The organism is Rahnella sp. RcJ3, assembly GCF_009498575.1.
Lineage (GTDB): Bacteria > Pseudomonadota > Gammaproteobacteria > Enterobacterales > Enterobacteriaceae > Rahnella > Rahnella aceris.
Genome location: NZ_QSNX01000003.1, coordinates 162433 through 175155, shown reverse-complemented (window position 1 = coordinate 175155; position 12723 = coordinate 162433). Strand labels below are relative to the sequence as shown.

12 protein-coding genes are annotated in these 12723 nt (G+C 49.6%); 6 read left to right on the top strand and 6 right to left on the bottom strand.

The genetic code is table 11. From position 1 onward, the window contains the following. Positions 1 to 15 precede the first annotated feature (15 nt). The 4 genes from pqiA (at position 16) to rmf (ending at position 3938) form a co-directional block, all read left to right on the top strand. Positions 16 to 1290, top strand: a complete 1275-nt coding sequence (pqiA, locus tag DXU84_RS05660) for a membrane integrity-associated transporter subunit PqiA (protein ID WP_369794817.1) — start codon at positions 16 to 18, stop codon at positions 1288 to 1290. Then, positions 1277 to 2929, top strand: a complete 1653-nt coding sequence (gene pqiB, locus DXU84_RS05655; RefSeq protein ID WP_112197638.1) for an intermembrane transport protein PqiB — start codon at positions 1277 to 1279, stop codon at positions 2927 to 2929. The genes pqiA and pqiB overlap by 14 nt, the downstream gene beginning before the upstream one ends. Further along, a complete protein-coding gene (gene pqiC, locus DXU84_RS05650; protein WP_013574870.1) occupies positions 2929 to 3495 on the top strand; it encodes a membrane integrity-associated transporter subunit PqiC in 567 nt (188 codons plus the stop codon). The genes pqiB and pqiC overlap by 1 nt, the downstream gene beginning before the upstream one ends. Positions 3496 to 3770: 275 nt before the next feature. Next, positions 3771 to 3938 carry a ribosome modulation factor gene (gene rmf / locus DXU84_RS05645; protein WP_013574871.1) on the top strand — a complete coding sequence of 56 codons (168 nt, stop codon included), beginning with the start codon at positions 3771 to 3773 and terminating at the stop codon, positions 3936 to 3938. A gap of 150 nt (positions 3939 to 4088) precedes the next feature. Here the strand turns inward: rmf and fabA are convergent, their stop codons facing one another. After that, a complete protein-coding gene (fabA, locus tag DXU84_RS05640; protein WP_013574872.1) occupies positions 4089 to 4607 on the bottom strand; it encodes a bifunctional 3-hydroxydecanoyl-ACP dehydratase/trans-2-decenoyl-ACP isomerase in 519 nt (172 codons plus the stop codon). Positions 4608 to 4675: 68 nt separating this feature from the next. Next, positions 4676 to 6442, bottom strand: a complete 1767-nt coding sequence (locus DXU84_RS05635; protein ID WP_013574873.1) for a Lon protease family protein — start codon at positions 6440 to 6442, stop codon at positions 4676 to 4678. A 210-nt stretch (positions 6443 to 6652) separates the two neighbouring features. On the opposite strand from DXU84_RS05635, the gene matP reads away from it, so the two are divergent. Beyond that, entirely contained in the window at positions 6653 to 7114 is a 462-nt protein-coding gene (gene matP, locus DXU84_RS05630) for a macrodomain Ter protein MatP (protein ID WP_037035996.1), read from the top strand. Positions 7115 to 7217: 103 nt separating this feature from the next. Here matP and ompA read toward each other — a convergent pair whose 3' ends face one another. Further along, positions 7218 to 8294, bottom strand: coding sequence for a porin OmpA (gene ompA / locus DXU84_RS05625; RefSeq protein ID WP_013574875.1), 1077 nt, complete (start codon positions 8292 to 8294; stop codon positions 7218 to 7220). Positions 8295 to 8651: 357 nt separating this feature from the next. After that, positions 8652 to 9158 (bottom strand): SOS-induced cell division inhibitor SulA, encoded by a 507-nt coding sequence (gene sulA / locus DXU84_RS05620; RefSeq protein WP_013574876.1) that lies wholly within the window; start codon positions 9156 to 9158, stop codon positions 8652 to 8654. A gap of 216 nt (positions 9159 to 9374) precedes the next feature. On the opposite strand from sulA, the gene DXU84_RS05615 reads away from it, so the two are divergent. Next, a complete protein-coding gene (locus tag DXU84_RS05615; protein ID WP_013574877.1) occupies positions 9375 to 10007 on the top strand; it encodes a TfoX/Sxy family DNA transformation protein in 633 nt (210 codons plus the stop codon). Positions 10008 to 10028: 21 nt separating this feature from the next. On the opposite strand, the gene yccS is transcribed toward DXU84_RS05615, so the two are convergent. Together yccS and DXU84_RS05605 are read right to left on the bottom strand one after the other, a co-directional pair. Continuing rightward, positions 10029 to 12170 (bottom strand): YccS family putative transporter, encoded by a 2142-nt coding sequence (gene yccS / locus DXU84_RS05610; protein ID WP_013574878.1) that lies wholly within the window; start codon positions 12168 to 12170, stop codon positions 10029 to 10031. A gap of 42 nt (positions 12171 to 12212) precedes the next feature. Then, positions 12213 to 12674: a YccF domain-containing protein gene (locus DXU84_RS05605; protein ID WP_013574879.1), complete on the bottom strand. Its 462-nt coding sequence runs from the start codon at positions 12672 to 12674 to the stop codon at positions 12213 to 12215. Between the last annotated feature and the right edge of the window lie 49 nt (positions 12675 to 12723).

Sequence of the window (12723 nt, the reverse complement as noted above, 5' to 3'; positions counted from 1 at the left end):
GCTGTTGAGGAGTCGATAGTGTGTTCTGACGCCCATGATCATGACCCGCACATATTATGTCCCCAATGCGATATGCTGGTGGCAATACCCGGCCTGCACATCGGGCAAAAAGCGGTGTGTCCCCGTTGCCACACTACGCTAACCTCCCGCTGGAATGAGCCTCGAAGACGTCCTGTCGGTTATGCCATCAGTGCGTTGTTCATGCTGTTGCTGGCCAATCTCTTTCCTTTCGTCAATATGAATGTTGCCGGGCTGAGCAGCGAAGTCACGCTGGTGCAAATCCCTCAGGTTCTGGTTTCAGAAGACTATGCCAGCATGGCGTCGTTATTCATGATCGTGGTGCAACTGCTCCCGGCCATCTGCATGCTGTCCATTATCATCCTCTGCCAGAGTTTCAATATTCCCGTTCGCTGGAAAGTTGTCATTGCCCGGACCTTATTCCAACTGAAAGCCTGGTGTATGGTCGAGATTTTCCTTGCCGGGGTACTGGTCAGCTTCGTGAAACTCATGGCTTATGGCGACGTGGGCGTGGGCAGCAGTTTTTATCCCTATGTCCTGTTTTGCCTTCTGCAATTGCGTGCCTTTCAATGCACTGACCGTCTTTGGATATGGCAGCACATCGAACCTGCTCCGGCGGTAGATCAGCCACTGCGCATGGGAGAAAGCGGTCTGCGTCAGGGTCTGCGATCCTGTCATTGCTGCATGGCAATTTTACCGGTTGATCAAAAAGAATGCGGCCGTTGCAAAACCCATGGTCATGCACGGCGTAAAAATAGTCTGCAATGGACAATGGCTCTGCTGGTGACCTCCGTTCTGCTGTATATCCCGGCAAATCTGTTGCCTATCATGATCACTCAGGTACTGGGTAATCCGATACCGTCTACGATTATGGCCGGGGTGGCGCTGTTATGGAGCGAAGGTTCCTATCCCGTGGCTCTGGTTATTTTGATCGCCAGTATTATGGTACCGACGCTCAAAATGATCGCTATTGGCTGGCTATGCTGGGATGCGAACAGTAATAAAGAGATCGATAGGGAACGATTACATGTCATTTACGAGGTGGTTGAGTTCGTTGGCCGCTGGTCAATGATCGACGTGTTTGTTATTGCGGTACTGGCGGCGCTGGTGAGAATGGGGCAACTGATGAGTATTTATCCGGATATTGGCGCGCTGCTGTTCGCCGGCGTAGTTATCCTCACCATGTTTGCCGCAACGACATTTGACCCAAGGCTCATTTGGGATCGTGCTGGAATGAAGTCTACAAAGGAGCCACAAGATGGCGGGAAATAACATGGCAGAGCATGACGGAACTGCCAAAGTAGAGAAAATTAAACGCTGGTCGCCAGTGTGGATCGTACCGATCGTCACTGCGCTGATTGGCGCGTGGATCCTGTTTTATCACTACAGCCATCAGGGCCCGGAAGTCACGCTGATCACTACCACCGCTGAGGGCATCGAAGGTGGCAAAACCACCATCAAAAGCCGTAACGTCGATGTCGGTAAAGTAGAGTCCGTTACGCTTAGCGATGATTTACAACAAGTTATCATCAAAGCACGACTGAACACCGGCATGGAAAAAATGCTGCGCGGGGACTCTGTTTTTTGGGTAGTGAAACCGCAAATCGGACGTGAAGGCATCTCCGGTCTGGGCACATTATTGTCCGGCGCTTATATTCAGCTGCAGCCGGGTAACAAGGGGGGAGAAAAATCAGAATATAAACTGGATGACTCCCCCCCGCTGGCTTCACCTGATGCGAAAGGGATCCGCGTGAGTCTGGAAAGTGAGCGTTCCGGTCAGCTGAGTCCAGGCGACCCGGTGTTGTTCCGGGGTTTCCAGGTCGGTACGGTGGAAACCAGTCACTTTGATCCGAAAGCACGTAACATCAAATACCAGCTTTTCATCCGTGCGCCTTACGACACACTGGTGACTGATAACGTGCGTTTCTGGAAAGACAGCGGCGTGAACTTCGATATGTCTGCCGCCGGTATGCGTGTCGAAATGGGGTCACTGACCACGTTATTTAGTGGTGGTGTCAGCTTTGATATTCCGAATGGCTGGACGCAGGGCAACGAAGCCAAAAATGGTGACAGTTATAAGCTCTTTGATGATCAGAAAAGCATTCAGGAATCGCTGTATACCCGTCACACGGATTACGTGATGTTCTTCTCGGATTCTATTCGCGGTCTGCAACCTGGCGCACCTGTTGAATTCCGTGGTATTCGTCTGGGTACTGTGGCCGAAGTGCCTTATCCGATGAATGTGGTGAAACAGCAGATGTCGGACGATTATCGCATTCCTGTGCTGATCCGCATTGAACCCGATCGCTTCGTTCAACTGCTGGGCAGTAATTTCAATATTGAAGATCATATCCGTGACGGTATTGCTCAGGGTCTGCGTGCTTCGATGAAATCCGCCAACCTGTTAACAGGGGCGATGTATATCGATCTGGATTTCTATCCGAATGAAAAACCGTGGAAAGGGCCGCTGGAAATCGGCGGGCATAAATTGTTGCCGACGGTGAGCGGAGGCTTTGCACAGATTCAGCAAAAACTGATGACAACCCTCGATAAGATCAACAATCTGCCAATCGAACCGATGATGCGCGAAGCGACAAGTACGCTGGCTGAAAGTCAGAGGACGATGAAGTCAACGCAGAAAACGATTGAGTCTCTGAACGCGATTGTCAGCAGTAAAGAGATGAAAAATCTGCCTCAGGATATGCAGCAGACGCTGATTCAGTTGAACCGCAGCCTGAAAGGCTTCCAGCCTGGTTCGCCAGCGTACGGCAATCTGGTCGGCGATATGCAGAGTCTGGATAAAACCCTGCGTGAGCTGCAACCGGTATTGAAAACGCTGAATCAGAAAAGTAACGCACTGATTTTCGCTGCCCCAGGGCAAGATGATCCTCAGCCGAAGAAGGCCAAATAATGATGAAATGGATACCTGTCGTCTTAGCATTATTCCTGACTGCCTGTAGCAGCAGTGATCAGAAAACCTACTACCAGTTGCCTGTGCTGAGCAGCACCGTAACAACAGGTAGCGTGATGTCTGCAGGTGCCGTACAGCGGCATCTGTGGGTTGAGCGGGTGAGTGTTGCTGATTATCTGGCAGGGTCAGGGCTGGTATATCAGACCAATGATGTGCAGTACACGCTGACCCAGAATAATCTCTGGGCCAGTCCGTTGGATCAGCAACTACAGCAAGCACTGGTCACCTATTTACGCCGGGACTTGCCGGGCTCGCTGGTTTCCACTCAGGCGGCGAATACCGACGATCAGGATGTGCTGAACGTTAATGTCACCGGTTTCCATGGCCGCTATGACGGTATTGTGATCGTCAGTGGCAGCTGGAGCCTGACACGCAACGGGCAGATGATTCAGCGTGATTTCACCCTGAATCTCAAGCAAAACGAAGATGGTTATGACGCGCTGGTCAGAACGTTGGCTACCGGCTGGCAGCAAGAAGCGGGCCAGATTGCTGCGCAGATAAGATGACGTTTTTTTAAGCTTAATATTTTTTAAGTTAAAGATAAAAAATCCCGGTTTCTGACCTGACAGACACCGGGATTTTTTTATGGGGATCAGCCAGATGAGAGATTAACTGGCGCGATTATTTTGTGCGCAATCCAATAATATAGCTCACAAATGTGACATTGGCGTGAATTTTGCGCATTGACCTCTCCTCATATTGCAGCTATTTGTTAGATGTGGACGCAGAAGCGGGCCACTGTTTTCTTTCCACCTGACCTGAATAATGAGGGATACAAGGCATGAAGAGACAAAAACGCGATCGCCTGGAACGGGCACAATCACGTGGATATCAAGCAGGTATTGGCGGACGCTCAAAAGAGATTTGTCCGTACCAATCATTAGATGCCCGATCACACTGGCTCGGGGGTTGGCGACAAGCCATGGAGGACAGGGCTGTTACCGCTTAAGCGGCTACCCTGTCAGAATAAGGAACAACCTCCGCTGTGCGCGGAGGTTTTTGTTTGTGGCAAATACCATCCCTGTTCGCTGAAAAACACGCATAAAAAACGGCGAGCCCATCAGACTCACCGTTTTATCAGACTCAGCAACAGGCTCTCTTAGAAAGCAGCCGCGTCTTTGAACAAACCCACTTTCAGATCAGTTGCGGTGTAAATCACCACACCATCAACCAGCACTTCACCATCAGCTACGCCCATGATCAGTTTACGGTTGATAACACGTTTGAAATTCAGGCGGTAGGTGACCAGTTTTGCGGTTGGCAGAACCTGACCGGTGAATTTAACTTCACCCACACCCAGTGCGCGGCCTTTGCCTTCGCCACCGAGCCAGCCCAGATAGAAGCCCACTAACTGCCACATGGCGTCCAGACCCAGACAACCAGGCATTACCGGATCGCCAATAAAGTGACAACCAAAGAACCACAGATCAGGGTTGATATCTAATTCAGCTTCAACATAGCCTTTGCCATGGGTGCCGCCGTCTTCTTGCATCTTTACGATACGATCCATCATCAGCATATTGCCTGATGGTAACGGAGGGCCACCAGCGCCGAACAGTTCACTGCGGCCAGAAGCTACGAGGTCTTCTTTCGTATAGGAATCGCGTTTATCTACCATGTTCTATGTAAGCCTTATTTTAATGAAGGGCGAAGTTTAGCGAACAGCTGTAAGCTGAACAACTCCGATCAGCTGCGATTGAACCAGTTCAACCAGCGAAGAGGCCACGGATAACGCGGGCTGCCTTGCGATGTCGCCAGCGCAATACGCTGCTGAATTAATCCCAGCAGACTCGGACGCTCTTCTTCAGCTTCTTCTTCGTTTGTGTAAATCAATCCGGTCAGGATAGGTAGCGCTTCGGCTGCGTTATCAACTGCCCATAAATGAAACTGGCCTTCGCGAACGGCGTCCAGAACCTGCGGATGCAGGCACAGGTTGCGCACGTTGCTGGTTGGCAGAATGACCCCTTGTTTACCGGTCAAACCGCGACGTTGACAAACTTCGAAGAAACCTTCGATTTTCTCGTTTACGCCACCAATAGGTTGCACATTCCCAAACTGATCGACAGAGCCGGTGACCGCAATTTGCTGGTTGATCGGCTGCATCGACAACGCACTGATCAGTGCGCAGAGTTCAGCAAGTGAAGCGCTGTCGCCGTCCACTTCTCCGTAAGACTGCTCAAATACAATCGAGGCGGAAAAGGGCAGAGGCTGGTCGAGTTCTAACTCGGAAATCAGAAAGGCCTGCATAATCATCATGCCTTTGGCATGCAGATTACCACCTAACTCGGCTTTACGTTCGACGTCTGTAAATTCGCCGTCGCCGGCATGTACGACACAACTAATTCGGGAAGGTTCACCCAACGCTCGCGGATGCCCCGGATATTCCAGTACAGACAGGCCATTAATCTGCCCGACAACTTCGCCTTCTGTTTCAATGCGAATTTGTCCAAGTTCGATTTCATCCTGCATACGCTCCTGGAGATAACTCTCACGCCATGCACGTGCACCGGATGCCGCTTCAAGAGACTTAACGCTCAGCAACTCGTCTTCATTATAGAGTGCAGCTTCGCTAAGCTGGGTGTTCAGCCATACTGGGTCGAGTGTCAGACTGCCCTGATCGGTGCTGTGACGAATGGCCATTTTCAGAAACTCGGGCCATGCATCAGCGGCCAGGCGTGGGATCTCAAGCTCATCAGCCAGCGTATTGACATAACCACACCAGGTTTCCATATCGCTTTCTTCCGTCAGCGGCAGGTCGGCTTCAAATTCACCATAAATGGAAGAATCCACCAACTCTGGCTCCATATCACTGAGGTCACCAAGCGATAAGCGGTCACCGACCAGAATCAGGCGAATATCCAAAGGCATCGGAGGGACTGTCACAGGTAAAGGTGTCGTCTCATCTGGTGAGACCCAATGATATTGACCTTCGGTGATCATCTGTTTCAGACGCAACCACATCAGAGGCTGCGCGATGAGGGTACGGATGGAAAGTACCAGCACACCGCCATTCACCTGGTGTACCAATCCCGGCTCCAGCTGGATCTGGTCTTTGTAAATGCGCACGCACCCGAACAGCTGTTCAGGTTCAACCCATTCACGATACTGGCAGGTCGATTTCGCCGCGAATGCATCTTCCGCTGTCTTCGCCGCCAGCAGCGTTACCTTATTGCCTTCAATATGGTAACGGTTACCCGTGACTTCCGCCGGTTCAGGTAGTAAGTCGCTGACCACCTGCGTAATGCGTGACAAGTATTCGCGATTTTCCTGCGCCTTGAGCGTCATAAAACGCACACGTGAGCGGGGATGACAAAACAGCGTTAAACCATTTTCCAGCCGGGGCTGAATTCCTGCAAAATCGACAGGGGCTAACTGGGCAGCCGTTGCAAAGATTGCCTCGTAAGGCGCGGAGTCGGGCAGTAAAAGCTGCCAGTCAAGTCGGTTATTGGTCAATGTGTTAGCTGTTTTCTATAAAAAGGGAAAGTGCGATTATACAAGAATAAATCCGGCTGCATACAATGAGAGTCGTAGCGGAATTGGTCTTAGTGCACATTGCTGTACAGGTGGGCAAAAAACAACCAAAATAAGCGGTTTTATTTGGGGTGAAAATTGAATTAAAGCTGTTATGCTTAGTAAAGTTACGTGGTCACCGAAGAGTTCACGATGAAATATCAGCAACTGGAAAATCTCGAAAGTGGTTGGAAATGGAAGTATCTGGTGAAAAAACACCGGGAAGGTGAGCGGATCACCCGCCATTTGGAAAACAGCGCTGCCCAGGAATCCGTGAATCAACTTCTCAACCTGGAAAACGAGCCGGTCAAAGTGTCAGACTGGATTGTTAATAATATGAATCCGGCGCTGGAAAATCGTCTTAAGCAAACGATTCGTGCACGCCGTAAGCGTCATTTCAATGCAGAGCATCAGCACACTCGCAAAAAATCTATCGATTTAGAATTTCTGGTCTGGCAGCGTTTAGCGGGATTGGCACAAAGGCGTGGTGTCACGCTTTCTGACACAATCATTCAGCTGCTTGAAGATGCCGAGCGTAAAGAGAAATACGCGAATCAGATGTCTTCATTGAAAGAAGATTTAGAACAAATACTCGGCAAGAAAGATATTGGATAGATTTGCTTTCGCGTCTCAGGGAGTCAGCTATTTGCTCTGACCGAAGGCATAAAAAAAACCCCGCCATGGCGGGGTTTTTAGTATCTGTAGCTAAAGCGTGTTATTAAGCCTGTGGCTGAGTAACAGTATCTTTGTAGCCTTTAACTTCGATTTCTACACGACGGTCTGGTGCCAGGCAGTCGATCAGAGCAGCACGGCCTTTAACGGAGTCACAGGTAGAACCGGTAACTGGGTTAGATTTACCCTGGCCTTGTGCAGAGATCTTGTTAGCAGGGATACCTTTAGATACCAGGTAATCTACTACGCTCTGAGCACGTTGCTCAGACAGTTTTTGGTTGTATTGTTCTGAACCGATACGGTCGGTGTAACCCAGAACGATAACAGAACCGTCTTTAGGATCGATAGAGCTCAACTGGCTGTACAGCTGATCCAGAGCCTGTTGGCCTTCTGGTTTCAGAGTCGCTTTGTTGAAGTTGAAGAGAACGTCAGATTTCAGAGTGAATTTCTTAGTCTCTACAACTGGAGCTGGAGCTGGTGCTGGAGCAACAACTGGAGCAGCTGCTTCATCTTGACCGAAACGGTAAGAAACACCTACAGACAGCATTGCGTTATCAGGACGTGCACCAACGGTAGCCGCGTCACCAATGTTGTTAACCCACTGGTAATCCAGACGGGTAGCCCAGTTTTTGGTTACTGCGTATTCAACACCAACTGCTGCCAGTGGAGAAACACCAGTGTCATGATCACTTACGCGACCATTAGCACCGTTGTTGAAGTTACCTTTAGCATCTGCACGCCAAACCATACCACCCAGACGGGTGTACAGGTCCAGATCGTCAGTCAGCGGGTAGCTCAGTTTAGCAGCCAGCTGAACGCCTTGTGCTTTGAACGCGCCGTTATTTACGCTGCCTTTGTAAGGCATACGGCCAAGCCAGTCATATCCCATTTCAAAGCCCAGGTATTGGTTCGCTTGGTAACCCAAGAACGCACCTGCACCCAGTTGGCTTTCGTGGGTAGGGCCGTTGCCGATACCGTTGTAAGCGTTTGCGAAACCAGTGTCATGGTATTGGGACCAGCCCAATTTACCACCGGTATACCAGGTGTTATCTTTAGGGGCGGCTTGCGCTACGGTAGCGAAACCTGCCAGTGCCACTGCTAATGCGATAGCTGTCTTTTTCATTTTGCGCCTCGTTATCATCCAAATAGGCAATTGAGCTTTAAGCTTTTTAAGCCCTTGGTTAAAATCCTTACGCCAAGATTATTGCTTCATTTCAGAACTTGCCACTTTACGTTGGCATTATCGAGCAACCTTGGCGTTGTAAAGTCTACAACGTGGCGCGAAACTTACAAGCTTGATGTGTTAACACCGTGGAAAAAAAGGGAAAAACGGACACATTTCTTAACGGCTTTGGCAATTTGCTGACAAAATCTGGCACTAATCTGCATTCCGGAAGCCCGTTTTTACTGGCTTGCAGGCATTATTCAGCACAAATCACTAAGTTCCGCATTATTTTCATAGGAAGATTCCTATTTTGAACTAATGGTATACGGAAGAGTGAATTTTTACTGTGGAATGATGTCCACAAGCTGAATTCTGTTCATTTGTCGGTCTCATTATGAAGCCGTAAGCACCACCCTGGCGTGCTGCAATTTGCAATCTTTCCCTCTCAGTATCACTCAAATCCGGAAGCCATCCCAACACGACACTGTAGTTACCCGTCTGCAAGGCTTTCTCCATCGCATCTACCGTCGACATCGCCGTAATTTGATTAACTTGCACCATCTTATCCACCGGCAGACCTGACTGAGATAACCAATGACGGCTCAGTTTTTGTTGAGGTGTGAGCCACAACAACCAGCGAGACTGCATACCCAGGTGTTGCAGTAAGGGCAGTAATAACTGCGCAAAAGCAGGTTGGCTCGCACTATAGACGAACTCAGTGATCAGACCATTATTCAAGGATGCAGACGTATTTACCTGTGACGGAGTGACGGGCAAAGCAAGCTGACTAAAATGATGATTTGTATGGTGTTGAGTTCGCATAATGATGTACTCCAGTGAGTTACTGTATGTATGTACAGTACTCTGGCGGTGAGCAAAGATCAACCCAATTTTTCCAAGATATCTCGCAAATTTTGAAGGCAACAGGCTGTAACGGCATTTTATGTTTGTTGGAGTTCATAAGATTGCGTATTTTGCTTTTAGCTGTTTTGGTAACTCAAAATGGAAGCAAGGGATTAACGTGAAAAGGATAACGCAATGATAAACAAATCAAAAAAACGAGTGCTTGAGTGTCTGGAGATTTTTGCCCCGTTGGGCAATATTCGTTCCCGCACCCAATTTGGGGGGATGAGCTTGTCCGCTGACCGCGTCATGTTCGCCCTGGTTTCTGATGGTGAACTCTATCTGCGAGCGACCGGAGAAACCGAAACTCATTTTCGCCGCAAAAAGATGGAGAGGCTGACCTATCGCAAGCGAGGCATGGATGTGCAGTTGCGTTATTTCAAAGTGAGTGCCCGGCAATGGAGTGATCACCAGGCACTGTGCGAGCTGGGCAGATTATCGTTGCAAGGGATGTTGCGGGATATAGAGCTGAAAAAAAACAACGAAGCGGTCCGATTGAAAGATTTACCCAATCTCTCGCTGGCGCTAGAAAGGATGCTCTGGCAAGTCGGCATTGAGAACTCGGGGGACTTGCGGTTACAGGGGGCCTGCCATACCTACCTCAAACTGTGTGCCATTAAAAAAAAGAATTTAGGGATTAATTTACTGATGGCACTCGAAGGGGCAATTTTGGGCTTCCATGAAGCCGCTTTGCCGATGGAATCCAGAGAGTCATTAACTCACTGGTTTAACCATCACCAAGAGCAGCTATCAACGGTTGTGCACTAAATTTGCGTAAGTTATCTGCAATTAGAGCCGATTTTGTGCCGGCAGGATCTTAGTATTAAGACTGGTGAGCTCAGGCAAATGAGCCACCAGTAATCCAATTTGCTGAAGCACGAGCTGCTCTTTACTGTCGATATCCGTTGTACGCATCTGAATACGTGCAGTGAGTTCACCGAGCGCGTGTTGGATGCGTTCTGCTTCAGAAGGCAGATGATGCAAAGCGCCGTCAACGCAGCATGCTGCATCATCCAGCAACCTCAGGGTTTCGGCATCATTGAGTTTTTCGCGATGGGCACCCAGCGCTGAAATGTAGCTCAGCATAGTATGATTGAGGCATAACAGGCGAAACGCCGCTTCGAGTGTCGCCGGTTCGTTATTTCTCTCAGAGCTCATGTTCGACACCACGGACGCCAGTTCGGCATCGCAATTATGCGCATCACGGCGGGCCAGACGGTACTCGAGACTGTTGTCTTTCCCCTGATGGTACTGCACCAGAATAGCATCAAGATAACGGCAATTAGCATCGAACGTTTTTCTGACCACCTTATCAAGTTGCCTGAATTTCCAGTCGGGCCATATAAAGGTCACTGCCGCCCAGGCGATACCACAACCAATCAGCGTATCGATTACTCTCGGGATAGCGACTTCAAATCCTTCGCCTAACAAATTGAAGCATAACAACACCAGAAGGGTGATGAACATTGTGGCCTGCGCGTATTGCACTGTGCGGAACGCAAAGAACAATAACCCGCTGATGACGATCAGAATCATTTGCCCGTCAACGGACGGAACGAAATACAAGATAGGGATCCCGAGAGCAATACCGGCGAGTGTTCCGATTATCCTCAGAGCTAACCTCCGGCGGGTCGCACTGTAGTTTGGTTGACAGACAAAAAGACTGGTGAGCAAGATCCAGTAGCCGTGATTTAAGCCGCTGACCTGAATGAAAACGTAGCCTACAAAGAGCACGACAGACATACGAATTGCATGACGGAACAACACCGATTGCGGCGTAAAATGGCGGGAAATGCGCAGCCAGATATCATCAAGGCCAGTCAGACGGTCTTCCGCAAACGGGCTTTTGCCGGTCTGGTTTTCCGGCAGAGACTGCTCCGACTCGATATTTGCCAGTTGCGCGTCAATCGCATGCAGATTGCGTAAAAGATGGCGTAACGCCTGTAATGTCTCACGGTGTTCGTGATGAGATTCCAGACGTTTGAGGGCTTCTTCCAGCCGGGAAAACGCCCGTTCGAACTGGCTGTTGTGGGTATATTGCTGGCGATAAAGAATGCATTGTGACAGCTGTAAACAGGCCCGCGCCTGCATGCTCATCAGGCGCTGAAAGCGGAACAGAATATCACTGTGATGAAATTGTTCACTGAGTTTGAGGTACTGCACGTGGGACGAGCTGGCGCGCTCATGAATATCCTGCACCACAAAATAATAATGTAATGTCCGGCGGGTCCCTTTCTGGCCACGATCTCCTTTCAGCCGGGTCTGTAGCGTATTTTTTGTTTGGTTCAGTGTGGAGACCAGTTGACCGTTGGCCATGGCCAGCTCGACCAGTTGCTGGTTGTTATCTTCCTGATCGGGATCAAACAACGTTGCTTTGGCTTCAAGATAAGCCGCCAGTTGCGTGAAACAGCGTGAGATCTGATCCTGTAACGGACGGATGGGGAAAATAATATGGCCAGCCAGCGTCAGCAGGTTATACCAGATAGCACCCGCAAGCAGGATCAGCGGTTGCTGATACCAGATGTGATACATGCTGGTGCCAAGCATCGTATATATGGCGATCAGCAACGCGCCGAAGGCAATCGTGGCATAACGCTGCCCCAGGGCCCCCAGCAGGATGAATCCGCAGGTTGAAATCATCAGCCCGGGCGCAAAAAGCCACGGATAGGGGAAGAGTAATTCTATGGATGCTGAAGCAATAAAAAAACAGACCAGAGTAATCAGCAAATTGCGCAGACGGCCAGCGAGACGATCATCAAGATCGGCAAGAGCCGCAGCAACCACACCGAGTGTAAGGGGGATTGTCAGCGTGAACTGACCCAACCACCATGGCAATGCCGCAGCCCCTGTCAGCGCAATGAAAATCCTGATGTGATAAAGAATATTGCTGTTATAGGCATAGCGCCGTAAACCGGGTGCAATAGAAAGCACGAAAAACCCACCTTAAAATTCAAAAATGTTGAAACATCGCAATCAGCGAATGCGTCCGTTTTCTCTCTGACGGCTTGCATTAGCTTCACGAACTTGCTTTGCCAGCTCGACGGAAACGACCCTGCGTCCTACCGGCCAGAGTGCAATGGCAGCAATTTTAAAGTTCGCAATGCCCACCGGAATACCGATTATGCTGATACATTGCGCGATACCGGCAACGATATGCGACAAGCATAACCACCAGCCGAAAAAAATAAACCAGAAGATATTCAACAGAGTACCTCCGCCGGACAGCAACGCGCTGCGTTTTTCCGGATACAGGTCATCGACATGTACGGCTTCATTGCCAAATGGCAGCAGTGAAAGACGGGTGATTTCCCAGCAAGAACGGGTGAGTGGCAGAGTAAAGATCAGCACGATACTGACCAGCGTAGCAAGCAGCCAGGCAAGCGTGGTGAAAAAACCACCTAAAACAAAGTTAAGAATATTGAGTACGGTACGCATGGCAGCTCTTCCCGAAGAGGTTAAAAAGTTGATAAATTTCGTGTTCACA